The organism is Bradyrhizobium sp. SZCCHNR1098, assembly GCF_032489375.1.
Taxonomy (GTDB): Bacteria; Pseudomonadota; Alphaproteobacteria; order Rhizobiales; family Xanthobacteraceae; genus Bradyrhizobium.
On the sequence record NZ_JAUEXY010000001.1, the window covers coordinates 39045 to 60436 of the forward strand.

Sequence of the window (21392 nt, forward strand, 5' to 3'; positions counted from 1 at the left end):
TTTGAAGAGCTTCTCGATGACTGAGTTCTGGCCTCGCCTGACCGCTACGGTGGCAATGGCGGCATTGCTGTTTGCATCCCCCGCGGCACGCGCCGCAGAGGCGCAGATCGAGCTCTGGGACGGGCAGCGCGCGATGGCCCATATCGCGGACCTGCTGAAATTCACGCCGCGCTCGATGGGCGAGCCGGGCCACCAGAAGACCATCGACTACATCAAGGCGGCGATGGCCAAGAGCGCGGCGGACGCGGTGCTGACGCAGAGCTTCACCGCCAAGGGCGATGACGGCAAGGCGATCCCGCTGACCAACATCATCGCCCGCTTCCAGACGCAGAACCCGCGCCGCATCATCGTCGCGACGCATTACGACAGCATCGTCAAGGCCTATCGCGACCCGAAATCGCCGGACGCACCGATGCCGGGGGCCAACAACTCCGCCTCGGCGGTCGCGCTGCTGCTGGAGACCGCACGCGTGCTGTCGCTGTCGCCGAAGCCCGACGTCGGCATCGACCTGATCTTCTTCGACGGCGAGGAGGGGCCGAAATCGCTCGGCGCCGGCGATCCGACCTGGCGTCCGCTGGGCTCGCCGCATTTCGCGGCCAATCTGAAGACCTATTATCCGGCGCACAAGCCGGAGAAGGCGGTCGATTTCGACATGGTCTGCGACAAGGATCTCAAGCTGCAGCCGGAGCCCTCGTCGCTCGGCTCGGCGCTGCCGGAGGTCAAGAAGTTCTGGAGCATCGGCAGCCGTATCGCGCCACAGGCCTTCTCGCCGGAGCCCACGGCGTATCCGATCAGCGACGACCACACGGCGCTGCAGCAGGCCGGGATTCCGAGCTTCCTCGTCATCGACTTCGACTACGAGCCCTATTTCAACACCACGCAGGATACGATCGAGCAGTGCTCGGCGCAGAGCCTGGAGACCGTCGGCCGCACCCTGCTGCGCTACCTCTATACGCCTTGATGCGCCCGAGCTGCGGCAGGCGGCGCGCTCACGCCGCCCGCGCCCGTGCCTTCAGCGGATCCGACGCGACCTCTGATGCGCGCGCCAACAGGCCGGGCACGAGCGCTTCGGCCGCCTCAGCGCCCGAGATCACCACGGCCTCGACGCCCGCTCCGGCATTGCCGCCGCCGGCGATGACGAGGTTGCGCAGCGGAGCCTTGGCGCCCTTCAGCCGTCCCGACCGGGCCACGCCATAGATCGCGCCGGCGCTGGCGAGGTCGTAGCGCGCATAGGTCACGGGGCTGGCATCGGTGCGGTAGACGATGTGCTGCGACAGGCCGGGAACGATGGTCTCGGCGGCCGCGACCATGGCATCGCCGAGCTGCTGCTTGCGCGCCTCGTAGTCCGGCGAGCGGCGCCACGCCTTCCAATCGTCGCCGCCCTCGCCCGGAAACCAGCCCTTGGCCTGCTCGTGAGGAACGAGGGTGATGATCGTCATCGTCGCATGTCCCTCGGGCGCCGCCGACGGATCGAGCTTGGACATCACCGCGAGGCCGATCCCCATCGGCGAGTCGAGATGCGTGGTGGGCGCGATGTCGGGCACCATGTCGAGGCCGAGATGCACCGAGAAGCACGACGTGGCCGGCGCGAGGGTGCGGGCACGCTCACGAAAGACGGCGGGCAGATCGTCGGGCCTCAGAAGCTCGGTCAAGGTGCGGCCGAGATCGGCATTCGAGACCACCGCCTGCGCGCGGACCGTGCGGCCATTGCCGAGCACGACACCGGCGGCACGGCCGTCCTCGACCAGAATGCGCGCGACCTTGGATTTCAGATGCACCTCGCCGCCCCGGGCAGTGACCGCCTCGGCGAGCACGTCCGCGAGGTGGCCGGAGCCGCCGACCGGATAAAAGCCGCCCTTGAAGTAGTAGCCGAAGATCGGGACCATCTGGGCGCAGCTCAGCTTCTCGCTGCCGTCGCCGAGATAGCCCGACAGCGCATTGAGATAGGCGATCAGCTCGGGATCGGAGACATGGGCGGCGACCAGCTCGTCAAACGGGCGGTTCATCCAGCGGTACGCCTGCGGATGCTTGCGCGGGAAGGCCAGCATCTCCTCCAATGTGGCCGGCATGCCGGGAATGCCGCTGCGACCCTGCCCCGTCGCATACATGCTCTCGAAGATGGCATGGATGGTGTCGAACAGCCGGGTCAGCCCGTCCGCGCTGGCCGGAAACATCTCGCAGAGCAGTCGGACATAGGCGCGCCAGTCCTCGGGCACGTCGATGCGGCGGCCGGCGAGACGGTAGGAGTGGATGACCCGCCGCCACTGGATGCGGTCGGCGACGCCGAGCCGGCGCAGCACGCTGTCGACCGGCCCGCCGGGCCAGACGCCGGAGAAATCGTGCGGCCCTGCATCGAAGCGATACAGCACCGGCTTGTTGTCGTGGTGGGCCTTGCGCAGATAAGTGTGGCAGAAGCCGCCGGGCACCACGTGGTGATCGAATACCTTCACCTTCAGCCCGGACTCCGCGAGCAGGGCTGCCGCCGTCAGCCCGCCGATGCCCGCGCCGATCACCGCGACGTCGCACTCGGTGTCGGCCGCTTGGGTGAAGCTCGGCGCCGGCCATTGGCACTCCTCGCGCGCGGCCCGCATACGCAGCAAGGCCTGGCGAATCGCGAAGCGCGGGCCGAAGATCGAGATCAGCGCGCCGCCGACGACGATCATCGTCGTGATCCAGGAGGCGACGCCGGCCCAGCGGCACAGGCCGAGCACGAGGAACAGGGCGCCCCAGAGCCCGGTCATCATCATGTTGATCAGGTGGAACTGGGGCGTCGCGGCGCTGTCGGCATAGGCCGACCGGGAATAGTCCGCGGTCCAGGGACGGCCGACGGCGAGCGAAGCGAAGCTGATGAGGCCGAGCGCTGCGAAGGACAGCCACAGCGCATTGCCGGCCGTCCAATTCGGCGCGACGTCGTTGGCGATCGCCAGCACGACGAACAGCGCGAGGCTTCCGAGTTCCAGCAGCGCGAGCTGGCCCCGGGAGGCTCGCCAGACGTTGCCGGCCAGCGCCAGGCCCAGCGCGGACCACACCGCCCATGCCGGCTGGTGCCAGGCTAGTAGCGCCCAGAACACGACGAACGGCAGCAGCGCCAGCTTGACCGTGAGGAACACCTTCATGGCAGCCTCCTCCGCGCCGGACGCGCGCAGTTTATCTTTCCATTGTCAAGATACTCATAGGAGCGCTCGCCCGGTTCCGTCAACACCAATCTTTCCAACGTCAAGATTAGTTTTGTCAACTACGGCGGGATGAAAATGGTGGAAAGATGCTGCGTATCGTTCCGGCGCCACAGCAAGGCGCGATTCACGAGCGGCACCGCCGTCAATGCCGACCCGACTGTGGCAACCAGATCACGGAACCACGGCAAATAAAGAAGAAAGTCGCAAATTACGCAGCATTGGAGTCACACCTCGCCGCAAAATGGCGACAATCTCCCGTCATCTGAGGCGGGGAGCCGCTGAGGATTGCCGTTCGTGTACCCACCCCGCCTGCCAGTACTGATCTTTGCAGCGATCACCTGCTTGCCCGCCGTGCAACCTCCACGCGCGCACGCAGAGTGGTGGAGCCGCTCCCCGACGGATTTCGAGGAATGCGCCGACGCCGCCGAGAAGTCGGCCTCCAAGGAGGAGAAGACGGCGGCGCTGGCGCAGTGCAACGCTAAATTTGCCGGGAGACGGAAGCCGGGCGGCGGCTATGTCTATTACGACTTCATGCAGGATCGCAGCTTCGACATTGCCGGTCCCAATCCCACGGCCGAAGAGCAGAAGTTCATCGACCAGCAGTATACGCAATACCTCGAGCGCCAGCGCCACGCCAACATGAGCTCGGCGATGATGTCGCGGCCGCAAACGCAGGACCTCCAGCCCTCGCTCAGGGACATGACGGCGCGGGCCGCGATCGAGCCGCCGAAGCCGGCCATGCCGGCCCCGCCGCCGCAACGGCCGAGCAAGCCGCCGGCTTCGTCCGCGCAAGGCGGATTGCCACCGCCGACGTCGAACGTGGAGGCACGCGCCCGCATCAAGGCGGCGCAATGTGCCAAGGACGGCTGGCGCCGCGATTCGTTCTCGTGCAACTTTCCGGTCCTGTCCGAGAAGCTCGACGAACTGAAGCGGATGTTCACCGGCCCGAGCCAGACCGCGGCCGCGCCGCCCGGGGCCAAGGCGCCGAAACGGGCCGAAGCCAGGAACTGAGCCGCGCGCGACACGTTCCCCCTACGCGACCATTCTGCACGCGGCTTGTAACGCCGCGTGCAAGCCCATAGGTTTTGTCGGCGTGGGGCGCAGGAGGCAGGGTCATGGGTCTACTCGATATCCTCAACGGCATGCAGAACGGCCCGAACGGGCCGAGTCATCCGACCACGCAGAAGAGCGGCGGCATGTCGCCGATGACGATGGCGATCCTCGCTTTGCTGGCGTGGAAAGCGGTGAAGCATTTCTCGCAGAATGGGCAGCAGCCGAACGCGGCGCCTGCGCCGGTCCCGCCGCCCCAGCCGACCGGGAATCAAGGCGGACCGCTCGGCGGTGCGCTTGGTGGCGGATTGAGTGGCGGCCTCGGCAACATCATCGCCGGCGGCCTGGGCGGACTGCTGGCGGGCGGCGCGGCCGGCAGCGTGCTGTCGGGCGGGCTCGGCGATCTCCTGCGCCAGTTCCAGGACAAGGGCCATGGCGACACCGCGAACTCCTGGGTCTCCCCCGGCGAGAACAAGCCGATCTCGCCCGGCGATCTCGCCAATGCGCTCGGCGCCGATCAGATCGATCAGCTCACCGCGCAGAGCGGGCTGTCGCGCGAGGAGCTGTTGAACGGGCTGAGCCAGTACCTGCCGAAAGTGATCGATCAGCTCACGCCGGACGGGCGGCTGCCGACCGAGCACGAGTTGGCGGGCCGGATCTGACGCTCCGCGATCGCTGACGGGAAGGACGACACTCATGCTGCACATTCTGATCGTCGGGCTGGTCGCCGGCTTCCTGGCGCGGCTTCTATCGCCGGGTCCCAACAATCCCTCCGGCTTCATCCTGACCATCGTGCTCGGAATCCTCGGCGCGTTCCTCGCCACCGCCATCGGGCAGGCCATCGGCCGCTACGGCCCCGACCAGGGCGCGGGCTACGTGACCGCGACCCTCGGCGCGGTCGTGGTGCTATTCATCTGGAACAGGCTGGTCGCCAGCGGCACGATCCGCGATTTCAATCGGTAACCGCCTCACGCCACGTCATTGCGAGCGACCACAACGGCCGCTCGCCATGACCATTTCACCCCAACAGATGCATCCCCGCATCCATGCGCACGACCTCGCCGGTCATGTGGCCTGATGCCGGACTCGCCAGGAACGCCACGAGCTGCGCGATATCCTCGGCGGATGAAGCCGCGCGCAGCGGCACCCGCGCCACCACGGCATCGCGCACCTGCTTGGCACCGGCCTCGCCGCGGCCCTTGGTGAACCAGGGCGTATCGATGTAACCGGGGCAGACGGTGTTGACGCGGATCGCAGGCGCCAGGGCGCGGGCCAGCGATAGCGTCATCGTGTTCAGCGCGCCCTTGCTGGCGGCGTAGGCAACCGACGAGCCGACGCCGCTGATGCCGGCCACCGACGAGACGTTGACGACCGCGGACGCACGCACCGTCGCCTTGGCCGCCGCTTCCAGCAGCGGCCGCGCGGCGCGCACCATCTGGAAGGGGCCGATGGTGTTGACCGCAAAGATGCGCTGGAAATCCTCAGCCGAAAGGCCGTCGAGCTGATCGTGCGGTACGTGCTTGGTGGTGCCGGCATTGTTGACGAGCGCATCCAGCCGGCCCCAGGCCGCAGCGGCGGCGACGATCTTGCGGCAATCCTCGTCGCGCGACACGTCGCCTTGGACGACGACGATCTCGGCACCTTCCTTGCGGCAAAGATCGGCGGTCTGCTCGGCCTCACTCTTGCTGTTCGAATAGTTCACGACGATGCGCATGCCGGCCTTCGCCAGCAGCAACGCGGTCGCGGCTCCGAGACCGGACGCCGAACCCGTCACGATCGCGCACAGACCTTCAGCCATTCCGCACCTCCCTGTTTGCTTTGCTTCTTCTTAGCCAACATCGCTGCATCTGCAAAATCGGCACAATCTCCGCAGCGCGGAAATCGCTCGCCTCCATGCGGCGAGCGGACGGGGCCCTGCAGCGGGCTACGCTTGTCAGGACCGTCGCTTGCGCTCATCATGCCGGCAAAACATCGCCGGCGCGCGCAGGACATGGCGCGCCGAGACCGACGACAACGAGGGCGAGGAGCGCTGTGGCGGAAGCTGAGAACATCGTCGTTGCGACCGCGGAAAAGATCTTCGCCGATCTCGCCGACCCGCAGACGATCAATCACGACAAGGACGGCCGCTGGACGGCGCCGCTGTGGCGGGCGCTGAGCGAGGCCGGCCTGCCGCTCGCCTGGGTGGGCGAGGAGTTCGGCGGCGCCGGCACTGACCTCGCCGACGGCTTTGAGATCATCAATGCCGCCGGCCGTTTTGCGATTGCGGTGCCGCTGGCCGAGACGCTGCTCGCGGGCTGGCTGCTGCAGCAAGGCGGCATTGCCTCGCCCGACGGCCCCATGACGATCGCGCCGGCTCATCCGAGGGACCGGATCACGCTCGACACCGACGGCACATTGTCCGGCCGCGCCCGCGGCGTGCCGTTCGCCAGGACGGCGCAGCATGTTGCCGTGCTCGCCCAGGGCGGAGACGGAGTGTCGATCGCGCTGGTCGAGACCGCGCGCCTGCGCATCGAGGCGGGCCTCAACCTCGCCAACGATCCCAGCGACACGGTGACGTTCGACACAATCACGCCGCTGGCATGCCGGCCAGCACCGGCCGGCTTCGACGCCACGACCTTGATGCTGATGGGCGGCGTCGCCCGCGGACTGCAGATCGCCGGCGCGCTGGATCGGCTGCTCGCGATCAGCGTGAACTATGCGGGTGAGCGCGTGGCCTTCGAGAAGCCGATCGGCAAATTCCAGGCGGTGCAGCACAACCTGGCACGGCTGGCCGGTGAGAGCGCCGCCGCGAGCGCGGCCGCGACATCGGCCGCGGATGCGATCGCGCGGGCCACCGCATTCGACGACGCGGTGTTTCTCGAAGCCGCCGCGGCCAAGATCCGCTGCGCCGAGGCCGCCGAGAAGGGTGCGGCGATCGCGCATCAGGTCCACGGAGCCATCGGCTTCACCACCGAGCACATCCTGCACCGCTTCTCGCTGCGCGCGCTGGCCTGGCGCGACGATTTCGGATCCGAGAGTCACTGGGCCGTGGAGCTCGGCAATCGCGTCGCCGCGCGCGGTGCCGATGAGCTGTGGCCGCTGGTCGCCTCGCGCTGACGACGAAGAGGATTGTCGCATGACTGCACTTCGTTTCGATCCGATCCGCCTGCCGAGGGAATGCGAGGAGCTCCGCAAGGAGGTGCGCGCCTTCCTCGCTGATGAGATCGCGGCCGGCACCTTCAACCCGTACCAGCCCAAGCGCGAGGATGCCGACGCACGTGAGTTTGCGGCCCGCGTCGGCGCGCGCGGCTGGATCGGCATGACCTGGCCGAAACGATATGGCGGCCACGAGCGCTCGTTCCTGGAGCGCTATGTCGTGACCGAGGAGATGCGCGTCGCCAACGCGCCCGTCAGGCGCTTCTTCGTCGCCGACCGGCAGAGCGGCCCGATCCTGCTGCGCTACGCACCCGAGCATATCAAGATGGACATCCTGCCGCGCATCTGCCGCGGCGAGCTGTGCTTCGCGATCGGCATGAGCGAGCCGAACTCCGGCTCGGACCTGTTCGCAGCCAAGACGCGCGCGACCAAGACCGAGGGCGGCTGGCTGATCAACGGCTCGAAGATCTGGACGACGTCGGCGCACATGGCCGACTACATGATCGCGATCTTCCGCACCTCGCCGTCGACCAAGGAGAACAGGCGTCATGGTCTGACGCAGTTCCTGGTGAACATGAAATCGCCCGGCATCAAGGTGAATCCGATTGGCCAGATCACCGGACAGAAGGAGTTCAACGAGGTCGTCTTCACCGACGCCTTCGTGCCCGACGACCATCAGCTCGGTGAGATCGACGGCGCCTGGAAGCAGGCGACCTCCGAGCTCGCCTATGAGCGCTCGGGACCGGAGCGCTTCCTCGAAACCTATTACGTGCTGACCGAGCTGGTGCGCGCGGTCGGTCCCGATCCGGACACGCGCAGCGCCGAGGGCATCGGCCGCCTGGTGGCGCAGCTGCATGCGATGCGGCGGATGTCGGTGTCGGTCGCCGGCATGCTGCAGGCCGGCAAGGAGCCGGTGGTCGAGGCCTCGATCGTCAAGGACGTCGGCACGGTATGGGAGCAGCAGCTGCCGCACCGCGTCCGCGACCTCGCCGCCTTCGTCGAGGAGAACGCAGGAAATCGCGAAACCTTGGAGAACCAGCTGACATTTGCGATGCAGACCGCACCGAAGCTGACGATCCAGGGCGGCACCACCGAGGTGCTGCGCGGCATCATCGCCCGCGGGCTGGGACTGAGGTGAGGCAGACAGCATTCCGGCGGTCGCGAACTGATAGCGCTGGCAATGACGCCCGGAAAGCAGAATCGGAGACCACAACCATGACCCACTTTCCTGACATCGGCGTCGAGATCCACGGCCATGTCGGCCTGATCGAGATCCGCCGGCCGCCGCTCAACTTCTTCGACATTTCGCTGATCAACCAGATCGCCGACGCGCTCGAAGGCTTCGACCGCGACATCGAGATCCGCGCCTCGGTGCTGGCGGCGCAGGGCAAGGCGTTCTGCGCCGGCGCCAACTTCACCGATCCGGCGCGCCAGGCGCAGGAAGCGGCCGGCGCCAAAGGCGATCCGGCCGACAGCCTCGGGGCGATCAACCATCTCTACATGCAGGCCGTGCGGATCTTCCGCTGCAAGAAACCGGTGGTCGCCGCCGTGCACGGCGCCGCAATCGGTGGCGGGCTCGGCCTCGCCGTCTCGGCCGACTTCCGCGTCACCTGTCCGGAAGCGCGCTTCTCCGCCAATTTCACCAAGCTCGGCTTCCATCCCGGCTTCGGGCTGACGGTGACGCTGCCCGAGCTGATCGGCAAGAACAACGCCGAGCTGATGTTCTACACCAGCCGCCGTGTCACCGGCGAAGAGGCGCTGAAGATGGGGCTCGCCAATGAATGCGTGCCGCAGGACCAGGTGCGGACAGCAGCGATGAAGCTCGCCGCCGAGATCGCCGAATGCTCGCCGCTCGGCCTGCTGTCGACCCGCGCGACGATGCGCGCCAGCCTCGCCGACCGTGTGATGGCAGCAACCGAGCACGAGCTCGCCGAACAGACCCGGCTGCGCGCGACCGAGGATTTCAAGGAAGGCGTCAAGGCAACGGAGGAGCGGCGCTTCGCGAACTTCAAGGGGCGGTGACGAGCCTCGAGCTTCCAACGTCGTCATGGCCGGGCCATGACGAGCAACTAACTGGCGACCGCCCCCTGCAACGCGAAGGCAACGCCGCCAATCGTGAAACAACCGCCTGAAACCGCATAGCCACGGGCGCGCGCTGCGTCGGCCACACGTGCAGCATCGGCGACGCGGAACGTCAGGCCGCTCATGAGTTCGCGCTCGCCGGGTTCGACACGGATACGGGCGTTCGGCAATTTCAACCGCTGAACACCATCGCTGCCGGCAGACGGCACGACATCGAGAATGCGCCCCCAATGCGCGGCGAGCGAGGCTGGCTCGGGGCTCCGCAGCACCACCTCGGTCATCGCCGTCGTCACGTCGCTGCGGATCGCGCGCGTCCAATCCGACCCGGCGGGCGGATAGGCGCCAAGCACATCGTCGCTGCCCTCGGTGTGATTGAGCTCGATGAAGGCGGCGCGGCAGTCACGCGGATGCAGTTGCACGCCGTGATAGGGCGGATGATCGATCACGTTGGCGGTCCGCACACCCATCTCGTTGGCGCGGGCGGCGCGGCCATCGGGATCATCGCAGGAAAAGATCGCCATGTAGCCGCCGCGGCCGCCGGTCTTGTCGAGGAAGCGTCCCGCCGCGGTGTCCTCGCGGGTCGGCGCAATCACCTCGAGCAGGATCGGCCCGACCGGCAGCAGCGCATTCTCCAGTCCGTATTTGGCGACATGCGGATCGCGGTAGCAGACCTCCAGCCCCATGATCGCGGCGATGTCCGAGACCACCGGCTCGAGCCGGGGCGCGACCAGGCAGATCTGACGGAGGTGGAGGTAAGCCATCGCAGCCCTCTTTGCGGAATCCCCTGTTCACACAAGCCCGCGGCGTCATTGCGAGCGACGCGACGCAATCCAGAGCTCAGGCCATAACCCTGGATTGCATCGCGTCGCTCGCAATGACGGAGAACGCGGAGCTACCGACCCTGAAACACCGGCGCGCGCTTCTCGACGAAGGCTTTCGCCGCCTCCTTGTGATCCTCTGTGTCGCTGCAGCGCGAGTGATGCATCGCCTCGGCGTCGAAACAGTCCTCCAGCGTCATCGTCTCGGCATTGTTGATGTTGCGCTTGATGTAGCCGAGCGTCACGCTCGGCCCCTGCGCCAGCGACAGCGCCAGCGCGCGCGTGGCGGCTTCGACCTCGGCGTCGGGCACGACCTTGGTGACCATGCCCAGTGCGAGCGCCTCCTGCGCCGTCAGGACCGGCGAGGTCAGATACAGCTCCCGCGCCTTAGCGCTGCCGAGCAGTTGCGTGAGGAAGTAGGTGCCGCCGAAATCGCCCGACAGCCCGACCTTGGCGAAGGCCGTCGTGATCTTGGCCGACTCGCCGGCCACCCGCAGATCGCAGGCCAGCGCGATCGACAGGCCGGCGCCGGCGGCCGCGCCGTCGATCTGCGCCACGACCGGCTTCTGCATCTGGTGCAGCAGCCGCGACACCTCCATGCGCTCGCGCAAGGTCGTCACCTTGGTCTCGAACGAGGGCGCGGTCTTGGCCTCGGCCATCGCCTTGACGTCGCCGCCGACGCAGAAGGTGCCGCCGGCGCCCTTGAGCAGCACCGCGCGCACCTCGGGATCATTGGCCGCGCGATGCGCCGCCTCGACCAGGCCCTTGGTCAGGTCGCTGTTGAGCGCGTTGCGTCGCTCCGGACGGTTCATCGTGATCGTGAGCAGGCCGGAGTCGAGATGCTGCAGAACTGTCGTGTTGGTGGTCATGGCCGGCGCTCCTTGTTGATTCCCGGTGTTATGTCTCCCGTCATTCCGGGGCGACACGGCGGCGTCGAACCCGGAATCCCGAGCTGATGGACTCACATCGAGGTTCCGGGTTCAACGCTGCGCGTTGCCCCGGAACGACGGATGTCGTGGCAGAGTTTGCGCCTTGCTCAGGCGCGCCCCGGAATGCCGTGGCCCCGGCCGTCACTTCTTCACAAGCGGGCAGCGCGACGCCTCGATCGGCTGGAATGCCTCGTCGCCCGACACGGTCGCGAGCAGCTTGTAGTCGTCGGACTTCCCCTTCGATTCCGACGGCTTCTTGACCTCGAACAGGTACATGTCATGCACCATGCGTCCATCCTCGCGGATGCGGCCGCCCTTGGCGAACATGTCGTTGATCGGTGTCGCCCGCATCACCTTCATGACGGCGTCCGCATCGGTCGTCCCGGCCGTCTTCACGGCTTTCAGATAGTGCGTGACGGAGGAATAGACGCCGGCCTGGGCCGAGGTCGGCACGCGCCTGGTGCGCTCCAAGAAGCGTTTGGTGAAGGCGCGGGTGTCGTCGTTGAGATCCCAATAGAACGCTTCCGCGACCAGAAGCCCCTGCGCCGTCTCGAGCCCGACGCTGTCGATGTCGGAGACGAAGGCGAGCAGCGGCGACAGCTTCTGGCCGCCTTTGCTGAGGCCGAACTCCGCCGCCTGCTTGATCGCGTTGATGGTATCGCCGCCAGCATTGGCGAGCCCGATCACCTTGGCCTTGGAGGCCTGGGCCTGGAGCAGGAAGGAGGAGAAGTCCGACGTATTGAGCGGATGACGCACGCTGCCGAGCACCTTGCCGCCCGACTTCACCACCACGGCGGTGGTGTCCTTCTCCAGATCCTGGCCGAAGGCGTAATCCGCGGTCAGGAAGAACCAGCTGTCGAGGCCGGACTTCACCGCCGCCAATCCCGTGACATTGGCCTGCGCGAAGGTGTCGAACACGTAGTGCACGGTGTACGGGCCGCAGGCCTCGTTGGACAGCCTGACAGAGCCGGGACCGTTGAAGATGATGATCTTGTTGCGCGCCTTGGCGATCTCGCCGGCGGCCAGCGCGGTGGCGGAGGCTGCGACATCCCAGATCATCTCGACGCCCTGGTTGTCGAGCATGTCGCGCGCGATGTTGGCGGCGAGATCAGCCTTGTTGAGATGGTCGGCCGCGATCACCTCGATCTTGCGGCCCAGCACCTCGCCGCCGAAATCCTCCACCGCCATCTTCGCCGCGGTCTCGCTGCCGGGACCGGTGATGTCGGCGTAGAGGCTCGACATGTCGAGAATGCCGCCGATCTTCAGCGGCGGCTTGCTCTGCGCATGCGCCACGCCCGCAGAGAACGTCAGCGCCGACGCCAGCATGAACAGCGACGCCGCCGCGCCGCGGATGGTTCTGCTCATCGATATCCTCCCTGCCGGGCACGTCGCTACATGGCGACGGCCTCGTTGATAGTTCGCATCATGGCGCACGCTTTCGCATGCGGCAAGCGCTCAGCACGCTCAGCAAAGGCGTCGCCGGTCGCCGCTTTCCGCTCAGTGGAATGGAAATTTCGTGCGATGATGCAGCATGGCGAGAGTGCGCAGAATGCAGAGCAGATGGAGGCCGATTGCGCTCGGTGCGAGCGTCGCGATCATCGCGATGATGTCGGCGAGCCACGCCTCGCCGTGCATGTTCGCCGAGCTCGGCGAAGGCCACGTCAGCGAGATCATCGATGCACGCAGCGTCCGTCTCGACGACGGTCGCGAGGTCAGGCTCGCCGGCATCGAGGTGCCGCCGGAGGAGCAGCGCGCGGCAGCGATCGATGTGCTGGGCATCCTGCTGCGCGGCCGCGACGTCGTGCTGCGCGGCGAGGACGACACTCCGGACCGCTACGGCCGGCAGCGCGCCTTCGCCTTCGTGGCCGGTGCGGGCCAGCCGGTGCAGAGCGAGCTGCTCCGGCAGGGCGCCGTGCTGCGCGGGATCGACCTGCCGGACCGGGATTGCGCCCTCAGCCTGGGTGCGGCGGAAGCCGAGGCACGCAGCGCCGGACGCGGTCTCTGGAAGATTGGGACCGTCATAAAAAACACGGAAAGTCCAGACGATATTTTGTCTCGCCTAGGGCAATTTACGGTTGTCGAAGGGAAGGTGTTGTCCGTACGACAGACGGGGACAACAACTTATCTGAACTTCGCTCGTAGCTGGACACGGGGCTTCGCGGTGACTATTCCAAAGCGTATGATGGCGGTATTGGAAGGTGCCGGCATCGACGTCAAATCACTTGCGAATCGACAGGTTCGCGTGCGCGGTTGGATCGAAGCGCATGCGGGTCCGAGACTGGAACTGACGCAGATCGCCCAGATCGAGATTTTAAGCGGGAATTGACCGCTGAGGTACGTGAGTAGCGACGTGAGCCTGTCTGTTCGAAAGCGCATGACGGTGATGAACTGCGGTTCGTGGATCGCACCGGCGTTGCTGTGCCTGGGACTGGCGTTGTCCGGTTGCAGCGACATGGGCAAGTTGCAGCAGGCGACGGCGCCGATGCCGACGCCGCGGCCGAAGCCGGCGATGGTGCAGACGACGCCGGCGAGCGATCGCGAGCACGAGCGTATTCTTGCAACTTATGGCGGCGCCTATGAGGATCCCCAGCTCGAGGGCCTGATCGGCAAGATCGTCGACCGGCTGGTGGCGGTGTCCGATCGTCCGGACCAGGGCTACAAGGTCACGATCCTGAACTCCGGTGCGGTCAACGCCTTCGCGCTGCCGACCGGACAGCTCTACGTGACGCGCGGCCTGATCGCGCTCGCCAACGACACCTCCGAATTGTCGTCGGTGCTGAGCCACGAGATGGCGCATGTGCTGGCGCGCCATGCTGCGATTCGCGAGGACCAGGCGCGGCAAGCCGCAGTGGTGACCCGCGTCGTCTCCGACATGGGCAACGATCCGGACCTGACGGCGCTGGCGCTCGCCAAGACCAAGCTGACGATGGCGAGCTTCTCTCGCACCCAGGAGTTCGAGGCCGACGGCATCGGCGTCGGCATCTCCGCCAAGGCGAAGTTCGATCCCTACGGCGCGGCGCGCTTCCTGAGCTCGATGGAGCGCAACGCCGAGCTGAAGGCCGGCAAGGTGGCGATCGACCCGCGCGCGCAGGACTTCCTGTCGTCGCATCCGGCGACGCCGGAGCGGGTGCAGAACGCTGCCGCCATCGCCAAGCAATACGTCTCCCCCGAGGCCAGGGAGCATGACCGCGAGACCTACTTGGCTGCGGTCGACAACATCGTCTACGGCGAGGACCCGAGCGAGGGCTTCGTGCGTGGGCGACGCTTCCTGCATCCGAAGCTCGGCTTCACCTTCCAGGCGCCGGAGAACTTCACGCTCGACAACACCGCGCAGGCGGTGATCGGCGTGCGCGAAGGCGGCGCCCAGGCGATGCGCTTCGACGTGGTGCGCGTGCCGGCCCAGCAGACGCTCGGCGACTATCTCAATTCCGGCTGGATGGAGAACGTCGACAAGTCGGCGACCGAGGAGCTGACGATCAACGGCTTCCCGGCGGCCTCGACCTCGGCGAGCGGCGATCCCTGGCAGTTCAAGGTCTACGCGCTGCGCGTCGGCAGCGACGTCTACCGCTTCATCTTCGCCTCGCGCCAGAAGACCACCGAGAGCGAGCGCAATGCGCGGGAGACGGTGAACTCTTTCCGCCGGCTCAGCCTGGAGGAGATCCAGTCGGCGCGGCCGCTGCGTATCAAGGTGATCACCGTGCAGCCGGGCGACACGGTCGAGTCGCTCGCGCACCGCATGACCGGCGTCGACCGTCCGGTCGAGCGCTTCCGCGTTCTCAACGGCCTCGACGCCCGCGCCCAGGTCAAGGTCCGCGACCGCGTCAAGATCGTGGTGGAGTGACGGGCTGAGGGACGGATTCCCCGCTTGCCCCGGCGGGGTTGATGCCATGCCAGGACGGCCACACCACAACTGTCGTCCCGGGCAAGACCGGCAACGCGACAGCGTTGCCGGGCGCCGACCCGGGATCCATAACCACAAGTGTAAATGGCTTGAGCGCTGGAGCTCCAGCGCGCGTCCTTGCAGGCGCCCGGGATTATGGGTCCCGGCGTTCGCCGGGACGACAGCGGAGCAAGTGCGACCAGCGCCCCACCTTCGCACGCAGTCCATCGCCAACTCGCGAACGGCGAGCACGTCTACACCATGGCCATGAAGCGGTGCCGTCGACGTGCATCCCAAACAAAAAGCCCGACCTTTCGGCCGGGCTTTCGTAAGCAACTAATTGGAAAACGCGCTAACGGTCGATCAGGCGGCCTCGTCGGCCACGGCGGTGTCGTCGCCGTCGATATCATCGCCCTCGGCGTCGGCATCACCTTCGGCGACCGCATCGGCTTCGGTCTTGGCACCGCGGCGCGGGCTCTTGGCGAGCTGCGTCTCGATCTCCTTGACGGCCTCGGTCTCGGTCGAGTGCTGCACGACGGCGATCTCGCGCGACAGACGGTCGAGCGCCGCTTCATAGAGCTGGCGCTCGCTGTAGGACTGCTCGGGCTGCGACTCCGAACGGTAGAGATCGCGCACGACCTCCGCGATCGCGACGATGTCGCCCGAATTGATCTTCGCTTCGTATTCCTGGGCGCGGCGAGACCACATGGTGCGCTTGACGCGGGCGCGGCCCTTCAGCGTCTCGAGCGCCTTCTTCACCAGCGCCGGGTCGGACAGCTTGCGCATGCCGACATTGGCGACCTTGGCGGTCGGCACGCGCAGCGTCATCTTGTCCTTGATGAAGTTGATGACGAACAGCTCGAGCTTGGCGCCCGCGATCTCCTGCTCCTCGATGGCCAGGATCTGGCCGACGCCGTGAGCCGGATAGACGACGAATTCGTTGGTCTTGAAGCCCTGGCGCTGGGTCGGCAGCTTCTTTTCCTCGACGCGCGGCGCGGCCGCGGCGGGAGCAGCCGGCTTGGCGGCGACAGCGGGCTTGGCAACAGGGGCAGCAGCTGCGGGAACGGCGGTCTTGGTGGCAGCCTTGGGCGCAGCGGCGGCCTTGGCAGGCGCAGCCTTGGCAACAGAGTCCTTTGCAAGAGTGGTCTTCGCGGCGGATGCTTTCGCGGCAGTCTTGGCAGTCTTTTCAGGCATTGCGCTTCTTTTGTTCTTAGTGGACTTGGCAGCCGAGGCCTTCGCGGCAGCCCGAATCTCCTTTACAGGAGCCCGGGCACGGCCCTTGGAAACGCTGCGGCTGGCCGCGGCGGCTTTTTTTGTACTCTTGGAAGCACTCTTTTTACGCGTTTTCTGTGACACAGCCTGCGCGCGGAACTGCCACGCCCCTGTTTGATGTTGCGGGAACCTAAAAGGGCGGCCAAAAAAGGTTACGCATGGCCGGGTTCGGCTCTGAGAATGTGCTATATATAGCACATTTGCCGCAAAAATCAATGATTTAGAGGCCGCAGGGGCGGTATTGTGACGGATCCACGAAGTTAGGGTTAAGTGAAGCGTGCCGGAATAGAACAACTCATGCAGCGCGTCCCGCTCGCCGCAAGAGGTGTTCTAGGCCATTGTTTCCGCGTAACGATTTCGATCGGCGCGACGGCGCCCCGCAGGCCGGGGCGCGCTGGTGAACGCGCAGGTCGCGAGACGACCGTCAGTCTCCGGCGCCGGGCTTCGACGAAAAATATTTCTGGAACTTTCCATCCTCGCCGTCGTGCTCCTTGGCGTCGGCCGGCGGGTCCTTCTTCTGGGTGATGTTGGGCCAGGACTTGGCATATTCGGCGTTCACGCCCAGCCACTTCTCCAGCCCCGGCTCGGTATCCGGCTTGATCGCGTCGGCCGGACATTCCGGCTCGCACACGCCGCAATCGATGCATTCGTCCGGATGAATGACCAGCATGTTGTCACCCTCGTAGAAGCAGTCTACCGGGCAGACCTCAACGCAATCGGTGTATTTGCACTTGATACAGTTTTCGGTGACGACGTAAGTCATCCAAGGCTCCGGAACGGATCGACAATTCGGCTGGCTTGGACTAGCGCAGGACGTGTTGTGCCGCAAGTGAAGCGGGGCGAAGAACTGAACCGGAAATTGCTCTGGCGCAACCGATCTGGCGCAACCGATCTGGCGCAATCGATCAGGATCGTCCGCCATCCAGATCATCGTACAGTCCGCGCACGGAGGCAGCATCGCCGCGGCGCTCGGCAAAGCCGGTCACCTTGAGCACGCGCACGCTGCGGTCGAGCGCGATGGTCAGCACGTCACCGGTCTTCACCCCGTGGCCGGGCGACGTCTCGCGCACGCCATTGATCCGGACATGGCCCGACGACACCAGTGCCGCGGCGCTGGTGCGCGCCTTCACCAGCCGCGCATGCCACAGCCATTTGTCGAGGCGCTGGCGCTCTGACGGGGTGCCGGACGTCGGCGTTGTCCTTCCAACCTATCTTGCCAACCGATCTTGCCGCTCAATCCTTGCGGTTGTTCGCCGCGAGCTGCTCCTTGAGCGCGGCAAGCTTGGCGAACGGCGAGTTGGGATCGACCGGACGGTCGCGATCCCGGCCTCCGCCGCCACTCGAGGCGTAGGGCCGCAGCGCCGGACCGCTGTCGCGCTTGTCGCGACCGCCCTTGCCGAAGTCACGGCCGCCGCGTCCCTCACCACCGAACTTGCCGCCCTTGTTGCGATCGCGGTTCTGGTCGCGCCCCTTGGCGTCATGGTCGCGGCGCGGCCCGCGCTCCTCGCGCGCCGGCGCCGATGCGCCCTCGGCTGAAGCCGCACCAGCCTCCGGCGGGCCCTTGCGGAAGTCCTTGCCGAACTCCTTCATCCGGTCGCGTCGGCCCTGGCCGCGGTGATGGCGCTCGCGCGCCTCGCCGCCCTCGGCCGGAGCCGTCCCGGCAGGCGCCTGCCCGCCGCCGGCACCCTGCCCGCGCTCGTGCTGCGGACGGTTGGGCCGGCCGCGATGATGATGGTCGTGGCGCGGCCTGCGCTCCTCCGAGCGCCCGCCCGGCCGCCAGACCTCGACCAGGACGGGCTCGGCGGCAGCCGCGGCCTCGGCGGGAGAAGCCGCGGTGGCGGTAGATCCAGCAGCAGCTTCAGTCCCGGCAGCTTCAGCCGAAGCATCGCCGATGCTTGCTGCCTCGTGCGCGACGGCCTCAGCGGCTTCTGGCTGCGGCGCATCCGCGGCAACGGCGGTTTCCGCCTCGGCGACGACGCTTTCGGCAGCCGTCTCGGCCACGGACGCCTCGTCCGCCGCATCCGGCGTGACGAAATCGACGGTCGGCAGCGATGCCAGGGCCGACACCGACGCGGTTTCCGCCTGCTCCTCGCCGACCGCCGCGGGCACGGCGACGGTCTGCTCGGTCACCGGAGCGACGGCGGCCTCCGCGACGGTAGGAACCTGCTCGTCGGCCGGCTCGCCGGCGACAAGCGCGAGGTCCTCGCCCGGCACGGCCTGCGCTTCTGCCGGCTCAGCCGGGGCGGTCTCCACAGCAGCGGCCTCGGCAGCAGCAGCCTCGACGGGCTTCTCAGCCGGCTTGGGCGGCAGGGGCGGACGCTTCTCCATGCGATAGCCAAGCGCGCGCAGGATCGAGGCGAAGTCCTCGCCGGCCGAACCGGTGAGCGAGGTCATCGCCTGCGTCACTACGAAGCCGCGGCCGTCGAAGGCGCCGGCGGGCTTTTCGCCCGGTGCATTGTCGCGCCAGGCCAGGGCGGGACGAATCAGGTCGGCCAGCCGCTCCAGGATGTCGACGCGCACCGCGCGCTCGCCCGCCTGCTTGTAGCCGAGCACGCGATAGGCATCGCGCGGCAGCGCCTTGTCGACCGGGAACGAGGTCCGGCCCGAGCTCGCCAGATGCTGCGCGCCGGTCAGCGCGGACATGTCGACATTGCCCTGCTTCTCGGCCCACAGCAGCGCAGCGAGCGCGCGCGCCGCCGGCTTGAGCAGCGCCGGGACGTAGATGTGATAGGCGCCGAAGCGCACGCCATATTTGCGCAGCGTGGCGCGCGACGGCTGGTCGAGATCCTTCATCTCGGCCGCGATCTTGGCGCGCTCGATGACGCCGAGCGCCTCCACCAGTTGGAACGCGATGCCGCGGCCGATGCCGGTGATGTCCTCGGCCTTGGACAATTCGAACAGCGGGCCGAGCAGCTTCTCGATATGCGTCTTCAGCCACAGATCGAGCCGCGCCTGCACCTTGTCGCGCGCAGCACCCGTCAGCCGCTCGTCGGCGATGATGCGCAGGCGCGGATGCAGCGCGTCGTCGGCCGCGACCAGCTTGGCGACCGCGTCGCCGGTCCAGCGCACCGTGCCGTCGGCGGTGAGCACGATGTGCTCGTCGGGCGCGCTGGACAGCTTCTCGGCGCGCGCCTCGATCTCGCCGGCCAGCGCCTTCTGGGCAGCAGCCTGCAAGGCCTTGGCCTCCGAGCCGGCTTCGGCGGCGTCGGGCGCGAAGGTGAATCCATCCAGACGGCCGATCGCGTGCCCTTCAACGATCACTTCGCCGGTCTTGCCGATTTCCGTATTCAAAACACTGTTCTCCCGCAGGCGCCGCATCAATACACTGGTACGACGATCAACGAAACGCTCCGTGAGCCGTTCATGAAGGGCGTCTGACAATTTATTTTCGAGCTCGCGGGTAATCCCCTGCCAATAATCAGGGTCGCGCAGCCAGTCTGGCCGGTTGGCCACGAAGGTCCAGGTACGAATCTGTGCAATCCGCCCCGACAGCGTGTCGATGTCGCCATCGACGCGGTCGGCCTGATCGACCTGTGCGGCGTACCAGGCGTCCGGAATACGCCCCTTCTGCATCAGGAAGCCGAACACGGTGGTCACCAGCTCCGCATGGGCGGCCGGCGACAGCCTGCGATAATCGGGGATCTGGCAGGTCTCCCAGAGACGCTCGACCGCGGACGCGCCATGCGCCATGTCGCGCACCTCGGCGTCGCGCGCGGCATGATCGAGCACGCGCAGATCCTCCGCGATCGGCGCGCGCGTCAGCGCCTCATGCCCCGGCGCGATCGCCAATGAGACCTGAAGCGCGCTCAAGGACGCGAAATCAAGCCTGGAGTTCCGCCATTGCAGCACCTTCACGGTATCGAAGGTGTGGTTCTGGAGCGCATTGACCAGCTCGGGCTCGAACGGCGCACAACGCCCGGTGGTGCCGAACGTGCCGTTGCGCGTCGCCCGTCCGGCACGGCCCGCGATCTGGGCAAACTCCGACGGCGTGAGCCGGCGGAACTGATAGCCGTCATATTTGCGGTCGGACGCAAAGGCGACGTGGTCGACGTCGAGGTTGAGCCCCATGCCGATCGCGTCGGTGGCGACGAGATAGTCGACGTCGCCGTTCTGGAACATCGCCACCTGCGCGTTGCGGGTTCGCGGCGACAGCGATCCCAGGACCACAGCGGCGCCGCCATGCTGGCGGCGGATCAGCTCGGCGATGGCGTAGACCTCGTCGGCCGAGAAGGCCACGATGGCAGTCCGGCGCGGCTGTCGCGTGATCTTGCGGTCGCCGGCGAATTCGAGCTGCGACAGCCGCGGCCGCGTCACGGTCGATACGCCCGGCAGCAGCCGCTCGATGATGGGGCGCATCGTCGCAGCCCCGAGCAGCAGCGTCTCGTCGCGGCCCCGCCGGTTGAGGATGCGGTCGGTGAAGACGTGGCCGCGCTCGAGATCGGCGGCGATCTGGATCTCGTCGACGGCGAGGAACGACACGTCGAGATCCCTGGGCATCGCCTCGACGGTCGACACCCAGTAGCGCGGGTTCTTCGGCTTGATCTTCTCCTCGCCGGTGATCAGCGCAACGGCCTCGCTGCCGACGCGATCGGCGATCTTGTTGTAGACCTCACGCGCGAGCAGCCGCAGCGGCAGTCCGATGATGCCGGAGGAATGCGCGAGCATGCGCTCGATCGCCAGATGCGTCTTGCCGGTGTTGGTGGGGCCGAGAACGGCGGTAACGCCGCTTCCGGGAGCACGGTCGGACGCGCGCTCGAAAGGCGAGGCTGCCGAAGAAGACGAAAAAGCCATTCGTTAAATTGGGTCTCGAGGCCGGCGTTGCAGGCGCGCGGGTCAGGCGCGATGGATGCTGGATTTATCGTCGTTCTGAGAGGCTGCGATCCTCACACCTGTGTCACATTGCTACGCATATAGGGACGCAGCTTAAGCTTCGGAACGCCTTGAGAACGAATCACGCCCGAATCGCTGACTCCAGCGCCTTTCCGGCTTCGTTCACCGCAACATCTCGCGCCGCGCGATCAAGGCAGCACTAGATCAAGTTTTCACGGTC

At 66.8% G+C, this 21392-nt stretch carries 17 protein-coding genes and 1 pseudogene; 9 read left to right on the forward strand and 9 right to left on the reverse strand.

The window, feature by feature from the left end; translation table 11 throughout:
• Positions 1-16: 16 nt before the first annotated feature.
• Complete coding sequence (locus QX135_RS00175; RefSeq protein ID WP_316177571.1) at positions 17-961, forward strand: M28 family peptidase; 945 nt, start codon at positions 17-19, stop codon at positions 959-961.
• Between the two features lie 28 nt (positions 962-989).
• Here the strand turns inward: QX135_RS00175 and QX135_RS00180 are convergent, their stop codons facing one another.
• Entirely contained in the window at positions 990-3116 is a 2127-nt protein-coding gene (locus QX135_RS00180) for an FAD-dependent oxidoreductase (protein ID WP_316177573.1), read from the reverse strand.
• A gap of 354 nt (positions 3117-3470) precedes the next feature.
• Between QX135_RS00180 and QX135_RS00185 the strand changes: the two genes are divergently transcribed.
• The 3 genes from QX135_RS00185 (at position 3471) to QX135_RS00195 (ending at position 5189) form a co-directional block, all read left to right on the forward strand.
• Positions 3471-4187, forward strand: a complete 717-nt coding sequence (locus tag QX135_RS00185) for a hypothetical protein (protein WP_315735127.1) — start codon at positions 3471-3473, stop codon at positions 4185-4187.
• Positions 4188-4291: 104 nt separating this feature from the next.
• Positions 4292-4888, forward strand: a complete 597-nt coding sequence (locus QX135_RS00190; protein WP_316177575.1) for a YidB family protein — start codon at positions 4292-4294, stop codon at positions 4886-4888.
• Between the two features lie 34 nt (positions 4889-4922).
• Entirely contained in the window at positions 4923-5189 is a 267-nt protein-coding gene (locus QX135_RS00195) for a GlsB/YeaQ/YmgE family stress response membrane protein (protein ID WP_315735131.1), read from the forward strand.
• Between the two features lie 55 nt (positions 5190-5244).
• On the opposite strand, the gene QX135_RS00200 is transcribed toward QX135_RS00195, so the two are convergent.
• Complete coding sequence (locus tag QX135_RS00200) at positions 5245-6024, reverse strand: SDR family oxidoreductase (protein WP_316177578.1); 780 nt, start codon at positions 6022-6024, stop codon at positions 5245-5247.
• A 233-nt stretch (positions 6025-6257) separates the two neighbouring features.
• Here QX135_RS00200 and QX135_RS00205 point away from each other — a divergent pair, with 233 nt between their 5' ends.
• From QX135_RS00205 to QX135_RS00215, 3 genes are all read left to right on the forward strand, one after another.
• Positions 6258-7322 (forward strand): acyl-CoA dehydrogenase family protein, encoded by a 1065-nt coding sequence (locus QX135_RS00205; RefSeq protein ID WP_315783272.1) that lies wholly within the window; start codon positions 6258-6260, stop codon positions 7320-7322.
• 19 nt (positions 7323-7341) lie between these two features.
• Positions 7342-8499: an acyl-CoA dehydrogenase family protein gene (locus QX135_RS00210; RefSeq protein ID WP_315735136.1), complete on the forward strand. Its 1158-nt coding sequence runs from the start codon at positions 7342-7344 to the stop codon at positions 8497-8499.
• Positions 8500-8576: 77 nt separating this feature from the next.
• Positions 8577-9383 carry an enoyl-CoA hydratase/isomerase family protein gene (locus QX135_RS00215; RefSeq protein WP_315735138.1) on the forward strand — a complete coding sequence of 269 codons (807 nt, stop codon included), beginning with the start codon at positions 8577-8579 and terminating at the stop codon, positions 9381-9383.
• A 47-nt stretch (positions 9384-9430) separates the two neighbouring features.
• On the opposite strand, the gene QX135_RS00220 is transcribed toward QX135_RS00215, so the two are convergent.
• The 3 genes from QX135_RS00220 to QX135_RS00230 all read right to left on the reverse strand — a co-directional run bounded on the left by QX135_RS00220 (position 9431) and on the right by QX135_RS00230 (position 12516).
• On the reverse strand, positions 9431-10204 hold the full coding sequence (locus tag QX135_RS00220) for a VOC family protein (protein WP_316177582.1): 774 nt from the start codon (positions 10202-10204) through the stop codon (positions 9431-9433).
• Between the two features lie 131 nt (positions 10205-10335).
• The gene (locus QX135_RS00225) at positions 10336-11130 is read right to left on the reverse strand and encodes an enoyl-CoA hydratase (RefSeq protein WP_316177584.1); all 795 of its coding nucleotides are present in this window, start codon (positions 11128-11130) and stop codon (positions 10336-10338) included.
• 201 nt (positions 11131-11331) lie between these two features.
• Complete coding sequence (locus tag QX135_RS00230; protein WP_316177875.1) at positions 11332-12516, reverse strand: ABC transporter substrate-binding protein; 1185 nt, start codon at positions 12514-12516, stop codon at positions 11332-11334.
• Positions 12517-12739: 223 nt separating this feature from the next.
• Here QX135_RS00230 and QX135_RS00235 point away from each other — a divergent pair, with 223 nt between their 5' ends.
• Both QX135_RS00235 and QX135_RS00240 read left to right on the forward strand, forming a co-directional pair.
• The gene (locus QX135_RS00235) at positions 12740-13516 is read left to right on the forward strand and encodes a thermonuclease family protein (RefSeq protein WP_410052015.1); all 777 of its coding nucleotides are present in this window, start codon (positions 12740-12742) and stop codon (positions 13514-13516) included.
• Between the two features lie 48 nt (positions 13517-13564).
• A complete protein-coding gene (locus tag QX135_RS00240) occupies positions 13565-15031 on the forward strand; it encodes a M48 family metalloprotease (RefSeq protein ID WP_315735734.1) in 1467 nt (488 codons plus the stop codon).
• Between the two features lie 402 nt (positions 15032-15433).
• On the opposite strand, the gene QX135_RS00245 is transcribed toward QX135_RS00240, so the two are convergent.
• The 4 genes and pseudogenes from QX135_RS00245 to QX135_RS00260 all read right to left on the reverse strand — a co-directional run bounded on the left by QX135_RS00245 (position 15434) and on the right by QX135_RS00260 (position 21133).
• A complete protein-coding gene (locus tag QX135_RS00245; RefSeq protein WP_315715249.1) occupies positions 15434-16264 on the reverse strand; it encodes a CarD family transcriptional regulator in 831 nt (276 codons plus the stop codon).
• A gap of 502 nt (positions 16265-16766) precedes the next feature.
• Complete coding sequence (gene fdxA, locus QX135_RS00250) at positions 16767-17105, reverse strand: ferredoxin FdxA (RefSeq protein WP_315715248.1); 339 nt, start codon at positions 17103-17105, stop codon at positions 16767-16769.
• Positions 17106-17247: 142 nt separating this feature from the next.
• Positions 17248-17514 (reverse strand): annotated as a pseudogene (locus QX135_RS00255) (RNA-binding S4 domain-containing protein); the annotation flags it as partial.
• Positions 17515-17575: 61 nt separating this feature from the next.
• On the reverse strand, positions 17576-21133 hold the full coding sequence (locus tag QX135_RS00260; protein ID WP_316177586.1) for a helicase-related protein: 3558 nt from the start codon (positions 21131-21133) through the stop codon (positions 17576-17578).
• Positions 21134-21392 lie beyond the last annotated feature (259 nt).